This window comes from Streptomyces sp. NPDC006296 (genome assembly GCF_040613235.1).
In the GTDB taxonomy this organism is placed as follows: domain Bacteria; phylum Actinomycetota; class Actinomycetes; order Streptomycetales; family Streptomycetaceae; genus Streptomyces.
In genome coordinates, this window is record NZ_JBEXRT010000043.1 from 1 (window position 1) to 22,078 (window position 22,078).

Consider the following 22,078-nt stretch of genomic DNA (forward strand, 5'->3'; position numbering starts at 1 on the left):
CCGGCGGGATCCCTCCCGCAGGGCCCCGCGCCGTCGGCACGGTCCGCCACGCGCCCGGACCGTGCCGCGCGGGCCGCTCTCCCGCGGTGCCGGAACACGGTGCCCGGCACCGCCCGGCCCGTGGGCGGGCGGTGCCCTCACCGGGCGGCGTACGTCCGCAGGTAGGCGAACTCCGCCGTCGCGCCCGACCGGTTGTGGGAGACCAGCCCCATCCTCAGCGCACCACGCACCGGCAGGGTCCAGGTGCCGCCCGGGGACCAGTGGACGCCGTCCCGGCTGGTGGACGCCCGCACCTCGTGCTCGCCGTGCGCGGTGTCACGGTGGTACGCCATCCGCAGCCACATGGTGTCGGCCGTGGGGCCGCCGAACATCGGGGCGTTGGCCACCGCCGTCGGCGGGGTGGTGGTGGGACGCTCGCCCTCCTTGCCGAACTCGCTCACGTCGAGCACCGCGCCGTCGCCGCCCGCGAGCGGCAGGACGGAGTGGACCAGCTTGAACCACCGGTCGTCGTTCTCGTAGAGCACGAGACCCGCCTGCTGGGCGGTCCGGTCCGGAGCGAACCGCATCCTGGTCTCGACCGTGAAGTCCCCCTCGGGCACGTCGCGCAGCAGCACCGAGGCCGTGTTGTCGCCCAGGTGGAGCTCGGCGTCCTGGGTCGGCCAGGACAGCGCGCCGTCCGTCACACCGACCCCGGGGGCCCGCCCGCGCACCCACTGCCAGGGCGAGCCGGCCTCCGTGCCGGGGACAGCGGCGGAGTCGAACTCGTCGCTGTGGCCGGGGAGCAGCCGCCCCGGCGGAGCCGTCGCCACCCGCTTCGTCACCGGCCGGTGCAGGGCTGCCGCACCCACGTTGTCCGCCGCCGCGCCCGCGCCCCGCGCCGCCGCGCCCACCGCGCCCGCGTGCACGGCCGCGGCGGGCAGCGCACGGGACTGCAGGGCCACCGGATCCCGCAGCCGGTCGCCGGTGACCTCGGCGGTCAGCCGCCTCCCGCGTATCTCCACGGACACGTTGTTCCAGGTGCCCCAGGAGAAACCGGGCGGCAGCGCGGTCACCCGCTCACCACGGCTCCGGCCGGCCACGCGCACGTCGGTGACGAGAGCGCCCCGGGCACGGTCGAGCCAGGCCACGATCCTGTTGCCGGGGTCCCGGTAGGCGACGGTGAGCCCCGCCGCACCGCCGGCCGCCGTCACCCGCAGGTCCGCCTCCGCCCGCAGGTCCGCCGGAGCGCGTCCGTCGGCGAGGAGGTAGGCGGGACCCTGCCCCGGCCGTCCCGGGGTGTGCCGTGCGTAGTCGCGCGAGTCCGGGTCGACGCCGCCGGACCAGCCGTCGGTGCCCGCGCCCGCGGCGCGCCAGCCCGTCAGGCCGCCGTCGTTGAAGGTGCCGCCCGTCGCCCACGCGGTGACCGGTGCGGCGGTCGGCCCGTCCGACGGTCCCGCCCCGGCCCGCACCACGGGCCAGCCGTCGATCCAGTCGAGCCGGTCGATGAGCATCGGACGCCGGGTCAGCTTCAGCGAGCCGTTCGAGGCCGGTGCGAGATCCGGCGACTCGGCGGGTATGCCGTGGTACACCAGCCAGTCCTGGCCCGCGAGATCGGTCTGGAGCGCGTTGTGGCCCGGACCGATCCAGCGGTTGCCGTTCGCCCCGGCGACCACGCCCGCCTTGCTGGTGAGGGCCATCAGGTCGGTGCCCTCGTCGTCGGTGAACGGGCCGGTGGGACTCGTGGACCGGCCGGCCTTCACCTGGTAGCCGCTGTACGCGCCGTCGCAGCAGCCCGCGTCGGAGTAGAAGAGGTAGTAGAAGTCCTCGCGCCGGACGACGAAGCCGCCCTCGACGCGGCGGCCCCGGGCCACCTGGGTGACCTCGCCCTCGGTGCGGGTCAGGTCCGCGTTCAGCTTCGCGACGCAGATCGTGTCGTAACTGCCCCAGTAGAGGTAGGGGGTGCCGTCCGTGTCGGTGAACTGCGCCTGGTCGATGTTGCCCGCGGGGCAGCCGCTCGGGGAGGGCAGCACGGCGCCCCGGTCGGCCCACGGGCCTGTCGGCGAGGGCGAGGTGACGAGGCCGACGGTGTTGCGCCCGGGCACGGAGTAGTAGAGGTGGTAGAGCCCGGAGGCGTAGCGCACCTCGGGTGCCCAGAGCCGCGAACCCTCGTGCCAGGCGGGCTTGCTCGCGGGGGTGAACACCTCGCCCGCGTACTCCCAGCTCACCAGGTCGGCCGAGCGCAGGATCGGCAGGATCCGCTCCCCGTCCTCGCCCTTGCTCTGCATCACCGGGTTCTGGGTGCCGTAGGCGTACCAGAGGCCGCCCTTGCCGCGGATCACCGCCGGGTCGGGAAAGGTGTCGACGGCTCCCGCGGAGACCGGGTTGGTGTACGTCGCCGCGGCGGGCGGACGGCTCTGGGCGCCGTGCGACGGGGCGGAGGCCAGGGTGAGCAGCCAGACCAGGGCGGCCGCCCCGGCCGCCCACCGGGGCAGGAGGCGGGAGCGGACGGCCCGTCGCGTACGTCTCATGGTGTCTCCGTGGGTGTCCCGCCCGGAACCGCGGCCGCGGTCCAGGTCGTGTCGTCGTTCTCGAAGGCGCTGAGGCTCGGGTCGTGGTCGGAGGCACCGATGTCGTACATCGACGTCATCCAGTGGTAGAAGTTGTCGCCCCGGTCCCGCAGCAGCTCGTACAGCCTGCGCATCAGCCGGGCCCCCACCTGCTCGAACTCCGGATGGGTGTACCGGTTGCCGAGCTCGTGCGGGTCCGACCACAGGTCGTACAGCTCGTTGACCGACTCGGGGTTGACGACGAGCTTGTAGCGGTCGTCGCGGATCATCCGCTGCGGGTACGGGAAGTGGTGGCCGTGGAACTCCGCGACCAGCTCGCCCGGCCAGTCCGGGGTCCCGCCCTTCACGAGGGGCACCAGGCTGCGGCTGTCCACCGCCGGGGACGGGTCGCAGCCCGCCAGTTCGAGGATCGTCGCGGTGCAGTCGGTGAGGCTGACCAGCTCGTTCCTGACCTGCGGGGCGGCCCCGGGGATCCGGACGATGCCGGGGATGCGGTAGATGTCCTCGTACATCGCCGGGCCCTTGTCGTGCAGCCGGTGCGCGCCCGTGAACTCGCCGTGGTCCGCGGTGAAGAACACCGCGGTGTCCTCGCCGAGCCCCAGCTCGTCGAGACGGGTCAGGATGCGCCCGATCTGCTCGTCGATCAGGGTGACGTAGCCCCAGTAGACCGCGATCAGCTTGCGGGTCGTCTCGATGGGGATGGTGTCGAAGGCCCAGTGCGCGCTGTAGTTGCGCTGCACCGGCGGTTTGCCCTCGAAGGTCTCGGCGACGGACGGGGGCAGGTCGACGAGCGAGGGATCGTAGAGGTCGAAGTAGGCGTCCGGCAGCAGGTAGGGCAGGTGCGGGCCGAAGAAGTGCGTGGCCAGGAAGAACGGCTCCTCGCCGGCCGCGTACCGCTCCAGGTGCTCGATGGCGCGGGTGGCGAGGTAGTGCTCGAACGTCGCCTCCACCGGCTGGTGCAGCCGGGCGGCCAGCAGGTTCCCCGGGTTCCCGCCCGGGGCGGTGCCCCGGACCGGTTCGGAGATGCGGTAGGGCGGCAGCCCGCGCTCCTCCAGGTAGGCCAGGTAGTCCGGGTGGTCGACGGGGTTGTGCCAGCCCGGCAGGTCGGGCCCCTCGAAACCGTAGGAGGCGGCGTTGCGCTCGGTCCCGCCGTGCCACTTCCCGATGAGGCCCAGCCGGTGGCCCTGCGCGGCGAGCGCCTCGGGGAAGGTGAAGGCGTCCTCGCGGAGGTCCTCCAGATAGCCCACGTTGCGCTCGTAGTTGGCGAGCAGCCGGTGCCGGAACGGCGCCTGCCCGGTGAGCAGGCTCGCCCGCGCGGGGGTGCAGATCGCGGTGGGCGTGTAGAAGCGGTCGAAGCGCGTACCGGTGGCGGCCAGCCGGTCGAGATTCGGTGTGGCGACGTGCGGATTGCCGTAACAGCCCAGGGTGTCCACCCGGTGCTGGTCGGTCATCAGGAAGAGCAGGTTCACTTCGTGTACGCCTTCGTGTAGAGGTCGCCCTCGTAGTACGTGTCCGCCGCCGGGGCCTTCGCCAGCTGTCCCGTGCCCTCGAAGAACGCGCCGAGCCCGTCCAGCCAGCCTTCCACCGTGCCGTCCTCGGTCCTGGCCACCAGATCGGCGGTGGACAGCGTCTCCACGTTGGCCGCGTCCGCCGCGACCTTCGCGCGGTCGACCTTCAGCAGCGCGGCGGCCGCGTCGACGGACTCCTCGGGGTGCGCGGCGCGCCAGTCGTTGGCCTTCTGGAGGACCTTGACGACCTTGGCGTTCAGCTTCGCGTCGCTCTTCGCGGGCGCCACGAAGGCGGTGGGGAACGCCCGGTCGGTGAAGTCCGCGGTGCTGGCGACCTCGACGAGCCCGGGCTTCTTCGCCTTGACGGTGTCGATCAGCGGGTACCACAGCCCCGCTCCGTCGATCTGCCCGGAGACGAACGCCGAGACGATCGTGGACGGGTCCATCGGCACCTTCTCGACGTCCTTCTCCGACATCCCGGCCTTCTGCAGGGCGAGGTCCAGCGCCATCGCGCCGGAGGTGCCCTCGGGCACCCCGACCTTCTTGCCCTTGAGGCCCTTCACGGAGGTGATGCCCGGCTGGGCTATGACCCGGTCGGCGCGGGCGAGCGTGTTGATCGCCACGACCTTCGCCTTGCCGGAGGCGGGCAGCCACATCGCGCCGGGTCCGATGTAGCCGAAGTCGAGGTTGTCCGAGCCGAGTGCCTGGATCTGGAGCGGGCCGTTGGTGAACGTCGAGTACGCGGGGGTCAGTCCCTGCTCCTTCCACAGGCCCTGCTCGTCGGCGATGGCCAGCAGGCTCGCGCCGTTGTAGTCGCTGATGTAGCCGAAGCGGACGGTGCCGGCACCGCCGGACGACGGGTCACCGGAGCACCCGGTGACGGAGAGTGCCAGGGTGGACACGGCGAGGGCCGCTGTCAGGGCGCGCTGAGGCAGACGCATGACGCAGGGTTCCTAACGGGAGTACGGGGGTGCGGGTGACGGGTGGTGGTCAGGCGGCCGGGGCGGCCGGGGTCTGGTGGTAGACGGCCGTCCACACGGCGTTGCGGATCCGGGTGAACGGGTCCGAGAGGCGGACGGCCTCGGTGCGGGGATAGGGCAGGTCCACGTCGATGACCGAGTGGATCCGGCCGGGCCGCGCCGCCATCACCACGACCCGCCGGGCGAGGTACACGGCCTCGTCCACGTCGTGCGTGATGAACAGGACCGTCCGCCGGTCCCGGCTCCAGGTCTCCAGCAGCCGGTCCTGCAACTGGACCCGGGTCAGCGCGTCCAGGGCGCCGAAGGGCTCGTCCATCAGGAGCACCTTCGGATCGACGGCGTAGGCGCGGGCGATCGCGCAGCGCTGCTTCATCCCGCCCGACAGGGTCTTGGGCAGCGCGTCGGCGAAGTCGGTGAGGCCGACCAGGTCGATGGCTCGCTCCGCCCGCAGCCTCCGCTCCGCCGGGGGCACGGACGCCAGCTTCAGCCCGAACTCGACGTTGCCGCGCACGGTCAGCCAGGGGAACAGCGCGTACTGCTGGAAGATCACCCCGCGGTCCGGGCCGGGACCGGTGACGGTCCGTCCGTCGACGAGGACCTCGCCCGAGGACGGGGTGGCGAGCCCGGCGGCCAGGTTGAGCAGGGTGCTCTTGCCGCACCCGGACGGGCCGACGACGGTGACGAACTCCTCGTCGCCGATGTCCAGGGACACCCGGTCCAGGGCGGTGAAGGTGGACTTCTTCAGCGGAAAGGTCTGCGAGACGTTCCGGAAGGAGATCTTGGCGTTCAACGGGTCTCCTGCCAACGGGTCAGACGGCGTTCGGCGAGCAGCAGCAGCCGGTCCATCAGCAGACCGAGCAGACCGATGGTGATGAGGCCGACGAAGATGGTGGGGAGGTCGTAGTAGAGCTGGGCCGACTGCATCCGGAAGCCGAGGCCCTCCTGGGCGGCGATCAGCTCGGCGGCGACGAGGGTCCCCCAGGCGGAGCCCAGCCCGATCCGCATCCCGACCAGGATGAACGGCGCGGAGGCCGGGACCACCACCTTCAGGAAGATCGTCCCGTCGCGGGCCCCCAGGACGCGCGCCGCGTCGATGAGCGTCCTGTTCACCCCCACCACGCCCTGGTACGCCGCGACGACGCTCGACAGGAACGCCGCCAGGAAGATCACGAACACCTTGGGCACCTCGCCGATGCCCAGCAGCACGATGGCCAGCGGGATCATCGCCAGGGGCGGCACCGTGCGGAAGAACTGCACGTACGGTTCCAGCAGCCCGCGGGCCACCGGGTACCAGCCCATCAGGAAGCCCACCGGCACGGCCAGCAGGGTGCCCAAAGCGAAACCGGTCAGGACGCGGCGCAGGCTGGCCAGCGCGTCGTCGGTCAGCGTCCCGTCCGCGATCAGCTCGCCCGCCCTGCCGGCCACGGCGACCGGACCGGGGAGCGCCTGCACCCCGAGCGAGGCCAGCCACGCCCACAGGCCGATCCCGGCCACCAGGGCGAGCAGGTTCAGGACGAACGGGGGGACACGGACCCCGTCCCGCCGGGGCGCGCGGGTGTCTTCCGCGCCGTCCCCGCCGGGATCGGCCCGCTTCAGAGGTGTCTCCGTGGAACTCATGCGGCGTCCTCGGGAAGGTCTTCGCCACCCGGTTCCGGGTAGCGGGCGAGCAGAGGGGATTCATGGAGGGCGAGGGCGACCCCGCCGAGCGCGCCGCCCGCCTCACCCAGCCCGGCGGGCAGCAGGGACACCCGTCCGCGGGCCAGCGGCAGCACATGCGCGTCGAGTGCCTCCCGCACGGGGGAGAGCAGGGCGTCCCCGGCCCTGGCCAGTTCACCGCCCAGCACGATCACGCCCGGGCCGACCGCGTTGACGACACCCGCGAGCACCGCACCGGTCCGGGCCCCCGCGGCCCGCAGCACCTCGTGCGCCGCCGCACTGCCGTTCTCGACCGCCCGCAGCAGCGTCGGGACGTCGTCCGCCCGTCCGCCCCGGGCGCGGTGGGCGGCCAGGACCGGCCCGATCGACGCGATCGTCTCCAGGCACCCCCGGCCCCCGCACTCACAGGGCCCGCCCTCCGGGTCGGCGGTGATGTGCCCGAGCTCGCCGGCCAGGCCGTCCACCCCGCGGTGCAGCGAGCCGTTCACGACGAGACCGCCGCCGACCCCGTGCGAGAGCCGCAGGTAGAGCACGTCCTGGCTGCCCGCGGCCGCGCCCCAGGTGGACTCCGCGAGGGCGGCGAGCCGGGTGTTGTTGTCCAGCAGCACCGGAGCCCCGAACCGCTTGCCCAGCAGCCCTGCCAGTGCCGTCAGGGGCTCCTCCGGGGCGTCCCCGGACGTCCGTACCGGTCCGACCACGCCGACCCCGACCGCGCCGGTGGTGCCCAGGGACGACAGCCGCAGGGTGCCCCCGGCCAGCGAGGCCACCAGCCGCTCGGCCAGCTCCACCCGCCGCTCCCAGGAGAGCCCCGGCGGATGGGCCCGGCTCGCCGAACCGATCACCTCGTGGGCCACGTTGGCGGCCGCCACATGGACGGCCCGCCGCGCGAAGTCGATCCCGACGGCCTGGCCCGCGTCAGGGTTGAGCGTGAGGTGCTCCACCGGCCGGCCGCGCCGACGCGGACCCGGTTCGGCGGCGGCCGCCACGACGGCACCGCTCGCGACCAGGGTCCCGACGATGTCGTACAGCGTGGTGCGCGACAGCCCGGCCTGACGCCCGAGCTCGGCCCGGCTCTGCGGCCCGTGCCGGCGCAGCAGACCGAGCACGCGTTCCTCGTGCCCGCGCCTCAGCCGCGAGAGAGGTCCACCGTGTGAGTGCATGGCGCCCAGCATGATGACCGCGCGATTTTTTAGTCAATGACCCGGAAAAATATTCATGCTGCCGCAATGACGACGGGATCAGGCCGTGCGGACGCAGCGGAAGCCGAGATTCCCGGTGGTGCTGTCAGGTGTGTTGCGGGTGCGGGCGGCGACCCGGTAGCGGTTGCAGTACGAGCGATGGCACAGGTAGGAGCCGCCCCGCATCACCTTGGCGTCCCCCGCGCCCGGACCGCGCGGATCGCTCCGGCGCCCGGCCGGATGGGCGGTGGTCCACCAGTCCTGGCACCACTCCCAGACGTTTCCCGCCATGTTGTACAGGCCGAAGCCGTTCGGCCGGTACGCGTCGACCGGCGCGGTGCCCGCGTAGCCGTCCTCGGCGGTGTTCTTCGTGGGGAAGTGCCCCTGCCAGACGTTGCAGCGGTGCTCCCCGCCCGGGGTCAGCTCGTCGCCCCACGGATAGCGGGCCTGCTCCAGACCGCCCCGGGCCGCGTACTCCCACTCGGCCTCGGTCGGGAGCCGCGCACCGGCCCAACGGCTGTACGCGCGCGCGTCGTTCCAGGAGACGTGCGCCACCGGATGGTCCCAGCGGTCCTCGATCCCGCTGCCCGGTCCCTCGGGCGCGTCCCACCGGGCACCCTCCACACCGCACCACCACGGGGTGCCCTCCGGACGGCCCGCGCCACGCCGGAGCGCGGCGGGCAGGAAGCCGGCGAAGACGTACGACCAGCCGAAACGCTCGGCCTCCGTCACATGACCGGTGGCCGAGACGAACGCGTCGAAACGCCGGTTGCTCACCGCATGGGCGTCGATCCGGAAGGCGGAGACCCGCACCTCGCGGACCGGCCCCTCACCGTCGGCCCGGAACCCCTCGGGATCCTCGGTGCCCATGAGGAACGATCCGCCCGGCAGCAGCACCGTCCCGTCCCCGTCGGCCCCGTCCGGACCCCGCGGGGAGCGGGCGGACCCCTCCGCCCGCTCGGTACGGTCCGCGCGCCCCGGTGCGCCGGCCGGCCGGTCCCCGGTGCCCCCGGACGGGGCGCCGGTCCCGCCGCGACCGGGGGAGCAGCAGCCTTCGGGCGCGATGTCGTCCATGCGGCGATCCTACGAGCACCCGCGCGAGGCCCCTACACCGATGATCAACTTTGTCCAAACCTCGCCCCGGCGTGGCGTGCCGTCCAACGGGTGACATCGGACCCCCTGTCACACGATGGGCCCACGGCGTCGCTCCAATGCGGACCTCCCGAGTGGTGCGCCTCCCGGTTTCCGCTGACGGTGGATCACGTCGCACCCGTGATCCGACGAGCCGGCAGACCGCCGGCCAGCGCGGGCGTGGCGAAAGGACCGTGTACCCATGCGCACTGCCCGCACCCTGTTCGCGTCGGCCGCCGTCACGGCGGTCCTCGCGGTCTCCGTCCCCGCCGCATATGCCGTGAGCTCGGCGGACGACTGGGACAAGGACAGCGGCTCCTCCGCCAGCAGCAACGACGACCGTGAGAAGCCGGACTCGTGGAAGCACGAGAAGCCCGAGGGCGGTATGCACACCGGTGGCGGTGCGCTCGCCGGTCTGTCGGCGGACGACTGGCAGAAGGACAAGGACAAGGACAAGGAGAAGGAGTCCGGTTCCGGCAGCGACGACGACCGTGAGAAGCCGGACTCGTGGAAGCACGAGAAGCCCGAGGGTGGCATGCACACCGGTGGCGGTGCGCTCGCCGGTCTGTCGGCGGACGACTGGCAGAAGGACAAGGAGAAGGAGTCCGGTTCCGGCAGCGACGACGACCGTGAGAAGCCGGACTCGTGGAAGCACGAGAAGCCCGAGGGCGGTATGCACACCGGCGGCGGCGCGCTGGCCGGCCTGACGGCGGACGACTGGCAGAAGGACAAGGACCAGGACTCCGGTTCCGGCAGCGGCACGGACGGCGAGAAGACCTGGAAGCACGAGAAGCCCGAGGGCGGCATGCACACCGGCGGCGGCGCGACGGCGCTCTCCGGTGGCGGGCTGGCCGCCGGTTCGGTCCTGATGCTCGGCGGGCTCGGCGCGGCCGCGTACAAGCTGCGTCGTCGCAACGCCTCGGGTGCCGCGGCCGCCTGACCGGCGTCCGGCACCACCGAACCGATCGTGTCGTGGCCGCCGTCCTTCCCGGGGCGGTGGCCGCGGCGGTTTCCCGCACCGCGCACGCCCGTCGCCCCCTCGTACACGAAAGGCAGCATGAGCATGGCCGCCCCGCAGCCGTCCGCACCCGACTCCGCCTCCCCGGCCGTCGGCCGTTCCCTGTTGTGGCCCGTCGTGGCGGTCGGGCTCGGCTTCCTCCTCGTCTACAACTCCTTCGACGCCTCGGCCGGAGTCCCGTCGGCCCCCTCGATGGTGTCGCTGCCCGCGGCCTCCGCTCCCGCCGCACCCACCCCGTCGGTGTCCGCGTCCACCGCTCCGCCCGAGCTGCCGCCGTCCTACCCGAAGCGGATCTCGATCAGGTCGATCGCGGTCGACGCCCCGTTCACCCCGCTGGCCATCGGGCCCTCCGGCCGGCTGGACGCTCCGCCCGCGGACGACGCGAACCTGGCCGGCTGGTTCAAGAACGGTGCCACGCCCGGCGAACGGGGCACCTCGGTGGTGGCGGGGCATGTCGACACGAAGACCGGACCCGCGGTGTTCCTGCTGCTGAGCACCCTCAAGGCGGGCAACACGGTGGACATCACCCGGGACGACGGCATCGTCGCCACCTTCGTGATCGACTCGGTCGAGACCTTCAGCAAGGCGGACTTCCCGAACGACCGGGTCTACGCCGACAAGGGCTCCGCCCAGCTGCGGCTGATCACCTGCGGCGGCGCGTACGACAAGAAGAAGAAGGACTACGAGGACAACGTGGTGGTCTTCGCCCACCTGGCCTCCGCCAAGAATGCCTGAGGGAGTCCCCGGGGCCGCCGCGCGCAGGTCCGCGGCGCCCCGGTGCGGAGGCCGGACGGCCGGGGGTGCGGGGTGCTCGCTCACCCCGCACCCTCCCGGGCCCGCGGGGTGCTCCCGCTCAGCCCGCGCCCTCCCGCTCCGCCGCGGCGACCTGGTGCAGGGTGCGGCCGGTGCGGGCCGAGCGTGCGTGGTACGGGTCGGGGGTGCCCGGCCGGTCGTGGACGGCCAGCCGGTCGTCGGCCTTGATCAGCAGCCAGGCCTCCGGGCCCGGGGTGCCGTCCTCGTCGTCGATACGGAAGCGGGTGAGCGCGAACTCACCGCGCAGCTTCGTCCCGTCGAGCCAGAACGTGGCGTGCCCGCCCTCCAGGGACTCGGCGAACGGGACGGGGGCTCCCGCGAGATCGTGGCTGGTGGGGCGGTAGGTCCCCTGGTCCCAGACGATCACGGTGCCGCTGCCCTGCGCGTCCGGCGGGATGACGCCCTCGAAATCGCGATACTCCAGCGGATGGTCGTCCGTCGGCACGGCCAGCCGCTTGTCGCTGGGGTTGTCCGACGGGCCGCGCGGAACGGCCCACGACCTCAGGACGCCGTCCACCTCCAGCCGGAAGTCGAAGTGCATACGCCGGGCGTCGTGGATCTGCACCACGAATCGCCGTGTGCTCGCGTCGTCCACGACCGATCCCTCCGCCGGTGCGGCCGGACCGTGCGTGAGCACGCGGGCAGGGTGTGCCCGAACCTCGCACGGTCCCTGCCTCCACTGTGCCGCCGTCCGCGGCGGGCCGCACCACGGACCGCCGCTCCGCCGCGGTGCCGGTCAGCCGGCGTACCGGTCCAGAGCCGCGTCGGCCGCCGCGCGCGAGCCCTGCCACCAGGTGGTCACCGGCTCCCAGACCCGGATCCCGTCGGGCGTCCCCAGCGCGGCGGCGTCGAAGGTCCGCCCGGGGTGCGCGGGGTCCGCGGCGACCGTCAGCCGGTCCACCACCCGCAGCTCGGTGGCCGCCGGGTACAGGGTGCGGACCACGGCGTGGGCGGTGCTCCCGGACGGCAGGCGGTACGGAGCGCTCCCGCCCTCGGGCACCGGCAGGGCGGGGCCGTCCAGATCACCGAAGACCACCGTGGGAACGCGGTCGATCACACAGGACCCGGCTCCTCGGTTGGTGACGCTGATCCGCAGGGTCGCGGGCCGGTCCGAGGCCCCGGCGGCGACCGACAGGCCGCTCTGCCGGCAGGCGGGAGGACCGGATGCGGGGGCGGAGGGGGAGGCCACCGCGGCGCCGGTCGTGGCCAGAACCAGGACCAGGGCGGCGGGAAGGGTCACTTCGGCAGGGATGCGCATGGGTTGTCCGTTCCCCGGAGCGGCGGATTCCACCCGTACCTGCCCGGTCTGGACCAGATCCTTGACGGGCTTCGAACCGCTGCCTTAAATCAAGTAGTGAAAGATACGCGGGAGATGCACGTGTCCCGTGTTCATCTCTCGTTGTGTATCTGTCATGCGCATGACTGTCTGTTCCCGCGGGAACCTCACGTGAGAACAGACGCCCCCCACAACTGTCATCCCCCACCCCGAATCGATGTGATGACCGTGACGTCCCCCCACCATGACGCGCCCCGCCCCGCACGCAAGCGCCGCAGGACGCTGTACACCGCCCTCTCGCTGCTCTGCTGCTCCCTGGCCATGACCGCACTCCCCGCCGGAGCCTCGGCCGCACCCGACCCCCACACGGCTGCGTCCACCACGGGCCCCCGGACGCAGGCCGTGGCCTTCGCCGACGAGTTCGACGGCCCCGCGGGGTCCGCGGTCGACGGCGGGAAGTGGCTGACCGAGACCGGCGACAACGTCGACAACCACGAGCGGCAGTACTACACCTCGGGCACCAGCAACGCCGCACTCGACGGCGAGGGCAACCTCGTCATCACCGCGCGCAAGGAGAACCCCGGCAACTACCAGTGCTGGTACGGGACCTGCGAGTACACCTCGTCCCGCCTCAACACCTCGGGCAGGTTCACCTCGACGTACGGGCACGTCGAGAGCCGGATGAAGATCCCGCGCGGACAGGGCATCTGGCCGGCCTTCTGGATGCTCGGCGCCGACATCGGCGACGTCGGCTGGCCCAACAGCGGTGAGATCGACATCATGGAGAACGTCGGCTTCGAGCCGGGCACCGTCCACGGCACCCTGCACGGACCCGGCTACTCCGGCAGCGGCGGCATCGGCGCCGGTTACACCCTCCCCGGCGGAGCCGCCTTCGCCGACGACTTCCACACCTTCGCCGTGGACTGGGCCCCCGACTCCATCACCTGGTCCGTCGACGGCACCGTCTACCAGCGCCGCACCCCCGCCGACCTCAACGGCAACGCCTGGGTCTTCGACAAGCCGTTCTTCCTCATCCTCAACCTCGCCGTCGGCGGCTACTGGCCGGGCGACCCGGACGGCAGCACGAGCCTCCCGCAGCAACTCGTCGTGGACTACGTCCGCGTCACCACGGGCGACTGAGCACGGGTGCGGACCGGCGGCCTCCGCCGCCGGTCCGCACCGTCGACGTAGCATGATCCGTATGGAGCAGCGCACACTCGGCAGGACCGGCCGTGACGTATCGGTCGTAGGACAGGGCACCTGGCAGCTGGGCGGGGACTGGGGAGAGGTGCGGGAGGCCGACGCCTTCGCCGTCCTCGACGCCGCCGTCGAATCGGGGGTCACCTTCTTCGACACCGCCGACGTCTACGGCGACGGCCGCAGCGAACGACTCATCGGCCGCTACCGGAAGGACCGGCCCGACGCGGACGTCTTCGTGGCCACGAAGATGGGCCGCCGCGCCGAACAGCTTCCGGAGAACTACGTACTGGACAACTTCCGCACCTGGAACGACCGTTCGCGCGCCAATCTCGGCGTCGACACCCTCGACCTCGTCCAGCTGCACTGCCCGCCCACCGCCGTCTACGGGTCGGACGCCGTGTACGACGCCCTGGACACCCTGGTCGACGAGGGCCGCGTCGCCGCCTACGCGGTGAGCGTCGAGACCTGCGCCGAGGCACTGACCGCCATCGCCAGGCCCGGTGTGGCGAGCGTCCAGATCATCCTGAACCCGTTCCGCCTGAAGCCCCTCGAAGAGGTCCTCCCGGCCGCGGTCGAGGCGGGGGTCGGCATCATCGCGCGCGTACCGCTCGCCTCCGGGCTGCTGTCCGGCAGGTACACCGCGGACACGGTCTTCGCCCCCGAGGACCACCGCGCGTACAACCGCCACGGCGAGGCGTTCGACCAGGGGGAGACCTTCTCCGGCATCGACTACGCGACCGGCGTGTCCGCCGCGGCGGAGTTCGCCGCACTCGCCCCCGAGGGCGCCACCCCGGCCGGGACGGCGCTGCGCTGGATCATCCAGCAGCCCGGTGTCACCAGCGTCATCCCCGGTGCGCGTTCGGTGGAGCAGGCCCGGGCCAACGCCGCGGCAGCCGCGCTCCCGGCACTCCCGCAGTCCACCCTGGACGCGGTGCGGGACCTGTACGACCGCCGGATCCGCCCGGAGGTCCACTCCCGCTGGTGAGCCCCCGGCTCAGTCGTCGTCGCCGCCGTCCTCGGCGGGATCCCCCGCCGGGCCGGCCGGCGCCGCCGGCGATTCGAGCCCGGCCGTGGGGGAGGGGCCGGGATCCGGGGTGTCCGCCACCCCGGTGTCCGGGGCGAAGAGGACGGTGCCCAGATAGACCGCCGCCAGGAAGGCGACCGTTCCGGCCACCGCGCTGGCCACCCGGGGGCGGCGCCGGATGGCCTCACCCGTGCTGATCCGGCGCGTGCCGGGGGACCGGTTCGCCGATCTGGAGGTCCGGGGCGCCGGAGCCGCCCGTCTGCGCCCGGTGGCCTGCGGCAGCCGGTACGTCGACGAGCCCCCGCCCGTCCTGCCGCCGGCGCCCGGCGTCGACGGGGCCGACGGAGCCGACCGGGAGAAGGCCGGTGCGGCGGGCCGCGGGGCGGCGGGCGCGTGCCGCGGCAGCGGCTCCGGCCGCCCGCGCCAGGCGTCCGTGCGGAACCAGTCGGAGACCTGCTGGGCGCTCGGCCGGTCCTCCGGCTTCTTCGCCAGCAGGCCGAGCAGGTACGAGTCGAAGGCGGGGGAGATGTCCACCCCCCGCTGCCTGACCGGCACCGGAGGCGTGTCCACGTGCTGGTAGAGCGTCGCGGTGGCCGTGTCCGAACGGAACGGCGGCTGGCCGGCCAGCAGTTGGTAGATCACACAGCCGAGCGAGTACATGTCCGACGACGAGTCGGCCGTCCGGCCGAGAGCCCGCTCGGGCGCCAGGTACAGGCTCGTGCCGACGATGTGCCCGGCCGTCGTCAGCGCCGTCGAGGGGTCGTCGACGAACTGGGCGATCCCGAAGTCCCCGATCTTCACCGAACCGTCGGCGTCCAGCATCAGGTTGCCGGGCTTGATGTCCCGGTGGACGATGCCCTGCCGGTGCGCCGCGGCCAGCCCGGCGGCGGCCTGCCCGGCGATGTGCGCGACCTGCTCGGGGTGGACCGACTCCTGGGCCTCCAGCAGATCCCCGAGGCTCTTGCCCTCGACCAGCTCCATCACCAGATAGAACCGGTCCTCCCAGGAACCGAAGTCGAACACGGCGACCAGATGAGGGTGGCTCAGGCGCGCGGCCGTCTGCGCCTCCAGGCGGAAACGCGCGGTCGACGAGGCGTCGACCTGGTCGCCCAGCAGCAGCTTCACCGCCACGGCCCGCCCCAGCACCTCGTCCTCGGCGCGCCACACCTCGCCCATACCGCCACGGCCGATGGGGGATATCAGCCGGTACCGCCCAGCAACCAGCACCTGTGCACACCAATCTCGCGTCGTGGCCCTCTCCGACTGCCGCGGCGGCGACCCCGTCGGGCTCATCGCCTCGGTGGGTAGCGTCAGGGTGCGCGGCGTGATCAGGATATCCGTCCTCCGGAGCGCCGCTCGCCCGGCCGGAGCCACGGGTACGGGATCCGGCCAATCGGTGGGCCGGACCGGCCTGTTCTCACCCCGCGGCGAGCCAGGCGAGCACCGCATCGGCGGTGAACTCCGCCTGGCCGCCCGGGAACAGCAGCTCCGCCTTCTCGAACACCGCGGCGTCCGCCTCCGCCCCGGGGCCGGGGACGGCGACACAGCGCATCCCTGCCGCACGGGCGGCCAGGACGCCCGGTGCGGCGTCCTCCAGGACCACGCACGCGTCCGGGGCCGCACCGAGCCGGCGGGCCGCCTCCAGGAACACGTCGGGTTCCGGCTTGCCGCGCGGCACCTCCTCGGCGGAGACGAACAGGGGCAGGTACGCGTCCAGCCCCGTCACGGCGAGGGTGGCCGCGATCGCCGCCCCGGACGACCCCGACGCCACCGCCATCGGCACCCCGCACCCGTGCAGCCGCTCGACGAGGGCGCGCATCTGCGGGAAGGCGGTGGTGGAGGCCCCGGCGAGCTCCAGGTAGAGGGCGTTCTTGCCGGCCAGCAGTTCGTCGACCGGGGCCTCGATGCGGTACTCCTCGCGCAGCACGGTGAGGGTCTCCCGGGTGCCCGTCCCGATGAACCGGGCGTGGTCCTCCCAGCCGAAGTCCCGCACCCCGTAACGGGCGAGGAGCCGGCGTCCCGCCTCGTAGTAGTTCGGCTCGCTGTCGACGAGGGTGCCGTCGAGGTCGAAGAGGACGGACGGCGGGAGGCGCGGGGTGCTCATCGCCCCAGCATGACCGACGGCGGTCAGCGGGGACCCGCCGCCCGCCCCACGGCCTCGACCAGCGGCAGCACCCGGTACGCCACCCGCTCGCGCAGCGCCACGTCGGTCCGCGTCCGCACCACGCCGGGGAGCTGGATCAGCTGCTGGATCACGTCCTCCAGGTGCCCGTTGTCCCGGGCCACCACCCGGGTCAGGAGATCGCCGCCCCCGGTGGTCGAGAACGCCTCGATGATCTCCGGCACGGCCGCCAGCGCGTCGCCCACCTCGTCGAGATGGCCCTGGGTGACCTCCAGGTGCACGAAGGCGAGCACCGGATGGCCGAGGGCCGCGGGGGAGAGCGCGGGCCCGGTGCCCGTGATCACCCCGTCCCGCTCCAGTCGGTCGAGCCGGGCCTGCAGGGTGCCCCGGGCCACGCCGAGGACACGTGCGTACTCCCGGACGCTGGTACGCGGCTGCTCGATGAGCAGCCGGAGGATACGGGTGTCGAGGGCGTCCACCGCCATGTCCGGCTGTGCTCCTCCCGGCTCGGTGATCGGTCGCCCGACTCTAACCGGGGCCGGCCACGGGAGTCCGGCAGCCGGAGGCCCGGCGCGCGCCCGCCCCCGCCCGGCCCTCGGCCCGCCCGCTGAAGCCGTTCCCTGCTCCCCGGCGGTGCTGAAGCCGTTCCCCGCTTCCCGGCGGCGCGACCGTCGTTCCCCGGCTCCCTGTCCGCGACCGCCGCTCCCCGGAGCGGCGTCCGGCCCCCCGGGTGGCCGTGCTGCGACCGGCCCGGCCGGGGCCGGGCCGCCGTGACCCCTGTGCGGGCCGCGGCGGCCCGGCCTCCCGCCCGAACTCAGCGAGGTCCGGCCGGGGTCAGGCGCAGCAGGGTGCCCTCGCCGTCGGCCGAGAGGACCAGCGAACCGTCCGGTGCGGCGGCGATCCCGGCGAAACGGCGGGCGAGCCCCGGGAGCCCCTCGGCGAACAGGGCCGGTTCGCTGTACCCAGGGTCGTGAGCGGGGTCCGGTGACGGACCGACCGGCAGGTCCTCCGCCTCGGTCCAGTGCCCCGCGCCGGTGAGGGAGACCCCCCGCACCCTGCGGTGCGCGGTTTCCACCGTGTACAGGGCGTCGCCCAGGACCGTCAGTCCCTGCGGCGCCCCGAGCCCGTCGGCCACGACGGCCGGCGGCGCGTCTCCGTCCAGCCTGAGCACGGTGCCCGCCCGCTCGTCGCTCACGTAGCACCGGCCCGCCGCGTCGAAGGCCACGTCGACCGGGCGGTCGAGCCCCTCCGCGAGGACGCTGACCGTGTCCTCGCCGTCGACGGCGAGGACACGGCCGCCGCCGGACTCCGCGACGACGAGCGACCCGGCCGGGCTCACCGTGATGCCCAGGGGCCGGTCCAGTCCGCCCACGCGCGTCCGCATCGTTCCGTCCGCGGTGTCGTAGGTCCGCACCTCCCCGAACTGCGAGGTGAGGTGCAGGAGCCCGCCGTCCGCGACGATGCCGTGGACGAAGGGTGCCAGCACCAGGCTGTCCGGTTCGCCCCCGGCCGGGGGCGTCGTGCCGTCGGCCCCCTCGGCGGCGGGCGGATCCGCGGGAGCGGGGCTCGCGACCCGGTAGTGGTCGGCCGCGTAGACGGTGCCGCCCGCGCCGACCGTGACGCCGTAGGGGCCGTCGAAGCCCCGCGGCACGATCACCCGGGTCCTCCCGTCGGGGTGCAGCTCGGTGATGCCGCCGCTGGCGTAGCTGGAGACGTACATCCGGTTCTCCGCGTCGAACGCCGCGTTGTCCAGGCCCGCCACCCCACTGGTGACCAGCGTCCTGGACCCGGTGCCGTGCAGGTCGATGCGGGTCACCCTGCCCTCGGGTCCGAGCGAGAGGACGTGCAGCACGCCGCCCCGGTCGAAGCGCACGGCCACCGGCCGGTCCACCCGGTCGGCGACCAGCTCGGGCACACCGCCGTCCGGCGGGATGCGCCAGACCTGCCCGCTGATCATGTGTGGGTAGTAGAGGCATCCGTCCGGCCCGCGCTGCATGGCGTTGCCCATGGCGAGCCCCTCGGTGAGCACGACCGGCTCACCGCCGTCGGGGAAGAGCTCCAGCAGACGGCCGCCGGGCCTCATCTCGTTGACGAACAGCCGGTCGCCGATGCAGGTGATGCCGTTGGGGTTCTTCACCGCGTCGCTGACCAGGGAGTACGTGCCCCCGGGGGTGCGCCTCCAGACGCGGCCCGGCACCAGGTCGGCGATGTACATCGAGCCGTCCGCCCCGAAGGCCAGGTCGTCCGGCGTCCGCACCGGGCCGTCCGCCGGGACGACGACGTCGAGGTCGCCCCCGGCGAGATCGACCGCGCTGATCCGGCCCCCGAGGAACTCCGCGACGTACAGCCGCCCGTCCGGGCCGAACGCGATGCCGTTGGACCCCCACAGCGGGTTGGCGGGGTTCAGCCTCTCCGGGACCGGGCGTCCGCCTCGGTGCCCCGTCGGCGCGCCAAACCTGCCGGCCGCCCTTCCGTCCGTCTCGCGCACGCTCACTCCGCCCCGGCCAGCACGTCGTCCATGCCGTCGCCCGCACGCCAGTCCCTGAGGAGCCGGTGGAAGGCGACCGGCCCGTCACCGTAGGACTCGCTGCGGGCCCGGGGCCTGCCCTCGTTGTTGTAGTACCCGGGGGTGCACTCCGCCTGGAAGGCGTGCAGGCTCGGCGCCTTCCGGCGGATCGTCGACACCCACGCGTCCTGCGCCTCGACGGTGGGCTCGACGCGCGGTGCCTCGCGCCGGTTCGCCTCGGCGACGACCTCGGCGACGTGGGTGGCCTGCTCGTCGAGGATGTGGACGTAGTTGACGGCGCTGGCGTTCTGCAGCGGGCCGAGCTGGAAGAAGTTCGGGAAGCCGTGGCTGTAGAACCCGTGCAGCGTCCTCGGGCCCTCGGCCCAGGACTTCAGCAGGGACACACCGTCCCGGCCGTACACCGGGAGCTTCCCGGACATCACCCCGGAGACGCCGACCTCGAACCCCGTCGCGAAGATGATGCAGTCGACCTCGTACTCGACCCCGCCCACCACCACGGCGTCGCGGGTGATGCGCTCCACGCCGTGGGTGTCCGCGGTGTCCACGAGCGTGACGCCGGGGAGATTGAAGGTCTGGAGGTAGTGGTCGCTGAACGTCGGGCGCTTGCACATGTAGCGGTACCAGGGCTTGAGCTTCTCGGCGGTCCCGGGGTCCTCGACGACGGCGTCGACGCGCGTCCGGATCTCGTTCATCTTCTGGAAGTCCGCCAGCTCGTAGGCCCGTTCGCGTTCCTCGGCCGGGACGTCCGTGTAGGCGTCGGTCGGGATGAGCTTCTCCTGCAGCCGGGCGGTGCTGGTCCAGGCGTCGTCCACCAGGTCCTCCCCGGTCCCCTTGCCGGTGACGACCTCCAGGAAGTTCTCCATCCGCCGCCGCTGCCAGCCCGGCCGGAGCGACTTCACCCATTCCGGGTCGGTGGGCCGGTTGTCGCGGACGTCGACCGAGGAGGGCGTCCGCTGGAACACGTACACCCGCCGGGCGTCCGCCCCCAGGTGCGGGACCACCTGGACGGCGGTGGCGCCCGTGCCGATCAGCGCCACGCGCTTGTCCGCGAGCCCCGAGAGGCCGCCGGTGTGGTCGCCGCCGGTGTACCCGTAGTCCCAGCGGCTGGTGTGGAAGGTGTGCCCCTCGAACGTCTCGATCCCGGGGATGCCGGGCAGCTTGGCCTGGCTCAGCGTCCCGCTGGAGACCACCACGTGGCGGGCCCTGATCCGGTCTCCGCGGTCCGTGGACACCGTCCACTGCGACGCGTCGTCGTCCCAGCGCAGTTCGGTGGCCTCGGTCTGGAAGCAGGCGTCGGTGTAGAGGCCGAAGTGCCGCGCTATCGCCCGTGCGTGCTCGCGGATCTCGTCACCCGGTGCGTACTTCCACTTCGGGACGTAGCCCACCTCTTCGAGCAGGGGCATGTAGGTGTAGGCGTCGATGTCGCAGTGGATGCCGGGGTAGCGGTTCCAGTACCAGGTGCCGCCGAAGTCCCCGCCCTTCTCGATGACCCGGATCGACTCGACGCCGGCCTGGCGCAGCCGCGCCGCGGCGAGGAGGCCGCCGAAGCCGCCGCCGACGACCACCACGTCGACCGTGTCCCGCAGGGGCTCCCGCGAGAAGTGCGGGTCGGCGTGCGGATCGGCGTCGTAGTAGCCGAACTCACCCGCGACGCGCCGGTACTGGGCGCTGCCGTCGGGCCTGATCCGCCGGTCGCGTTCCGCGCGGTACTTCCGGCGCAACTCCTCCGGGTCGAAGTCCGGTCCGCCGGCGCCGGGGCCGGTCTGCGCGGGTGAGGTGCGGGGCGAGGACATGGGGGCCTCATTCCTGTCGGAGCGGGATCGGTGCCGGAGCCGGGGCGCCGGTGGCGGCGCCGGGTGTCCGGCGGGGTCGTGGGGTGCGGGGGAGACGTGCGGCGGGCCGGTTCCGGCCGGCGGGGGTGGGCCGTCCCGGAGCGGTGCCCGGGCACCGGACGGACGGCCGGGGCGGGCGCAGGCCACGGGGGTCTGCGCCCGTCGGCAGGCGTACGCCGCCCGCCTCGGCCGCCGGTGGACGTGCGGTGCACCTCTACCGTGAAGTGCATAGTACACATCATGTGGTTGATACATATCGGTGTCGCCGGGAGGCGGTGGTGCCGGTGTCCGGAAACGGTCTGACGTGGGGCGGCGCCGTCCGTGCGGGCGCCGGGCGGGCCTCCGGGGGCCGTGCATCTCCAGCGGCAGCCGGACGGTGCGCCGGGGTGCGGCGCGGTCGTGGCGGGGCGTCAGGGCCGTGCGGCGACGGGCGGGGCGGGCTCAGACGGCGGACCACCCGTTGTCGACCGGAAGGATCGCCCCGTTGATGTTGCTCGCCGCCTCGGACGCCAGGAAGAAGATGGCCGCCGCCTGCTCCTCCGCCCGCGCGACCGAGCCGACGGCGCCCAGATAGGGGGCGAGGGCCGCCGGGCCGTGGGCCGTCCGGTCGGCCTCGACCCGGATGTTGGTGGCGGTGCCGCCCGGGGCGATGGCGTTGCAACGGATGCCCCGGTCGCGGTACATGACGGCCAGTGACTTCGTCAGGCCGGCGATGCCGTGCTTGGACGCGGTGTACGCCGCGCCGGCCGCACTGCCCCGCAGCGACGCCTCCGAGGCGGTGAAGACGACGGCGCCCTTCCCGGCGGCCAGCATGTGCGGCAGGACGGCCCGCGTCAGGCGGAACGGCGCCGTGAGATTGACGCCGATGACCCGCTCCCACTCGTCGTCGCCGGTGTCGGCGACCGCCGACATGCTGTCCATCACCCCGGCGTTGTTGACCAGGACGTCTATCCCGCCGAACCGCTCCACCGCCGTCCCGGCCACCCGGTCGACCACGGACCCGTCCCGCAGATCGCCGACCACGGTCAGCGCGGTCCCGCCCGCCCGCTCCACCTCTTCGGTGACCGCCCGGGCCGCGGCGTCGTCGACGTCGGCGATCACGACGCGCGCGCCCTTCCCGGCGAACAGCAGGGCGGTGGCCCGCCCGATGCCCGACCCGGCTCCGGTAACGATGACGCCGCGGCCCGGGCCGTCGGTGCTGACGCTCACGTGGTGCTCCTCGCGTTCGGTGGTGGGGCGAGCACCCTATCTTTTGTGGCGGGCACTG

Annotated in this window: 19 protein-coding genes; 4 read left to right on the top strand and 15 right to left on the bottom strand. The window is 73.3% G+C overall.

The features are described from left to right. Window positions 1-137 precede the first annotated feature (137 nt). The 7 genes from ABZ172_RS24940 to ABZ172_RS24970 form a co-directional block, all read right to left on the bottom strand. On the bottom strand, window positions 138-2,507 hold the full coding sequence (locus ABZ172_RS24940; RefSeq protein WP_356886611.1) for a family 43 glycosylhydrolase: 2,370 nt from the start codon (window positions 2,505-2,507) through the stop codon (window positions 138-140). Beyond that, window positions 2,504-4,015, bottom strand: a complete 1,512-nt coding sequence (locus ABZ172_RS24945) for a sulfatase-like hydrolase/transferase (protein ID WP_356886613.1) — start codon at window positions 4,013-4,015, stop codon at window positions 2,504-2,506. Before ABZ172_RS24945 ends, ABZ172_RS24940 begins: the two co-directional genes overlap by 4 nt. Further along, window positions 4,012-4,995, bottom strand: a complete 984-nt coding sequence (locus ABZ172_RS24950) for an aliphatic sulfonate ABC transporter substrate-binding protein (protein ID WP_356886615.1) — start codon at window positions 4,993-4,995, stop codon at window positions 4,012-4,014. The genes ABZ172_RS24945 and ABZ172_RS24950 overlap by 4 nt, the downstream gene beginning before the upstream one ends. A gap of 49 nt (window positions 4,996-5,044) precedes the next feature. Then, window positions 5,045-5,824, bottom strand: a complete 780-nt coding sequence (locus ABZ172_RS24955; protein ID WP_356886617.1) for an ABC transporter ATP-binding protein — start codon at window positions 5,822-5,824, stop codon at window positions 5,045-5,047. After that, window positions 5,821-6,651 carry an ABC transporter permease gene (locus tag ABZ172_RS24960; RefSeq protein ID WP_356886619.1) on the bottom strand — a complete coding sequence of 277 codons (831 nt, stop codon included), beginning with the start codon at window positions 6,649-6,651 and terminating at the stop codon, window positions 5,821-5,823. The genes ABZ172_RS24955 and ABZ172_RS24960 overlap by 4 nt, the downstream gene beginning before the upstream one ends. Then, entirely contained in the window at window positions 6,648-7,862 is a 1,215-nt protein-coding gene (locus ABZ172_RS24965; RefSeq protein WP_356886621.1) for an ROK family protein, read from the bottom strand. The genes ABZ172_RS24960 and ABZ172_RS24965 overlap by 4 nt, the downstream gene beginning before the upstream one ends. A 66-nt stretch (window positions 7,863-7,928) precedes the next feature. Further along, a complete protein-coding gene (locus ABZ172_RS24970; RefSeq protein ID WP_356886623.1) occupies window positions 7,929-8,942 on the bottom strand; it encodes a formylglycine-generating enzyme family protein in 1,014 nt (337 codons plus the stop codon). A gap of 259 nt (window positions 8,943-9,201) precedes the next feature. Between ABZ172_RS24970 and ABZ172_RS24975 the strand changes: the two genes are divergently transcribed. Together ABZ172_RS24975 and ABZ172_RS24980 are read left to right on the top strand one after the other, a co-directional pair. Continuing rightward, entirely contained in the window at window positions 9,202-9,939 is a 738-nt protein-coding gene (locus tag ABZ172_RS24975; protein WP_356886625.1) for a hypothetical protein, read from the top strand. A gap of 123 nt (window positions 9,940-10,062) precedes the next feature. Continuing rightward, the gene (locus tag ABZ172_RS24980; RefSeq protein WP_356886703.1) at window positions 10,063-10,752 is read left to right on the top strand and encodes a class F sortase; all 690 of its coding nucleotides are present in this window, start codon (window positions 10,063-10,065) and stop codon (window positions 10,750-10,752) included. A gap of 118 nt (window positions 10,753-10,870) precedes the next feature. Here the strand turns inward: ABZ172_RS24980 and ABZ172_RS24985 are convergent, their stop codons facing one another. Together ABZ172_RS24985 and ABZ172_RS24990 are read right to left on the bottom strand one after the other, a co-directional pair. Then, the gene (locus tag ABZ172_RS24985; protein WP_356886627.1) at window positions 10,871-11,467 is read right to left on the bottom strand and encodes a DNA polymerase ligase N-terminal domain-containing protein; all 597 of its coding nucleotides are present in this window, start codon (window positions 11,465-11,467) and stop codon (window positions 10,871-10,873) included. A gap of 99 nt (window positions 11,468-11,566) precedes the next feature. Next, window positions 11,567-12,088, bottom strand: a complete 522-nt coding sequence (locus ABZ172_RS24990; protein ID WP_356886629.1) for a DUF4232 domain-containing protein — start codon at window positions 12,086-12,088, stop codon at window positions 11,567-11,569. Between the two features lie 240 nt (window positions 12,089-12,328). Between ABZ172_RS24990 and ABZ172_RS24995 the strand changes: the two genes are divergently transcribed. Continuing rightward, window positions 12,329-13,246 (top strand): glycoside hydrolase family 16 protein, encoded by a 918-nt coding sequence (locus ABZ172_RS24995; protein ID WP_356886631.1) that lies wholly within the window; start codon window positions 12,329-12,331, stop codon window positions 13,244-13,246. A gap of 52 nt (window positions 13,247-13,298) precedes the next feature. Next, on the top strand, window positions 13,299-14,291 hold the full coding sequence (locus ABZ172_RS25000; RefSeq protein WP_356886633.1) for an aldo/keto reductase: 993 nt from the start codon (window positions 13,299-13,301) through the stop codon (window positions 14,289-14,291). Window positions 14,292-14,300: 9 nt separating this feature from the next. On the opposite strand, the gene ABZ172_RS25005 is transcribed toward ABZ172_RS25000, so the two are convergent. The 6 genes from ABZ172_RS25005 to ABZ172_RS25030 form a co-directional block, all read right to left on the bottom strand. Next, the gene (locus tag ABZ172_RS25005; RefSeq protein WP_356886705.1) at window positions 14,301-15,506 is read right to left on the bottom strand and encodes a serine/threonine-protein kinase; all 1,206 of its coding nucleotides are present in this window, start codon (window positions 15,504-15,506) and stop codon (window positions 14,301-14,303) included. A gap of 241 nt (window positions 15,507-15,747) precedes the next feature. Further along, complete coding sequence (locus ABZ172_RS25010) at window positions 15,748-16,434, bottom strand: HAD family phosphatase (protein ID WP_356886635.1); 687 nt, start codon at window positions 16,432-16,434, stop codon at window positions 15,748-15,750. 23 nt (window positions 16,435-16,457) lie between these two features. Continuing rightward, window positions 16,458-16,937 (bottom strand): Lrp/AsnC family transcriptional regulator, encoded by a 480-nt coding sequence (locus ABZ172_RS25015; protein ID WP_356886637.1) that lies wholly within the window; start codon window positions 16,935-16,937, stop codon window positions 16,458-16,460. A 329-nt stretch (window positions 16,938-17,266) separates the two neighbouring features. Next, window positions 17,267-18,859, bottom strand: a complete 1,593-nt coding sequence (locus ABZ172_RS25020) for a hypothetical protein (RefSeq protein WP_356886707.1) — start codon at window positions 18,857-18,859, stop codon at window positions 17,267-17,269. A gap of 83 nt (window positions 18,860-18,942) precedes the next feature. Further along, window positions 18,943-20,772, bottom strand: a complete 1,830-nt coding sequence (locus tag ABZ172_RS25025; protein ID WP_356886639.1) for an NAD(P)/FAD-dependent oxidoreductase — start codon at window positions 20,770-20,772, stop codon at window positions 18,943-18,945. A gap of 480 nt (window positions 20,773-21,252) precedes the next feature. After that, window positions 21,253-22,020 carry an SDR family NAD(P)-dependent oxidoreductase gene (locus tag ABZ172_RS25030; RefSeq protein WP_356886641.1) on the bottom strand — a complete coding sequence of 256 codons (768 nt, stop codon included), beginning with the start codon at window positions 22,018-22,020 and terminating at the stop codon, window positions 21,253-21,255. Between the last annotated feature and the right edge of the window lie 58 nt (window positions 22,021-22,078).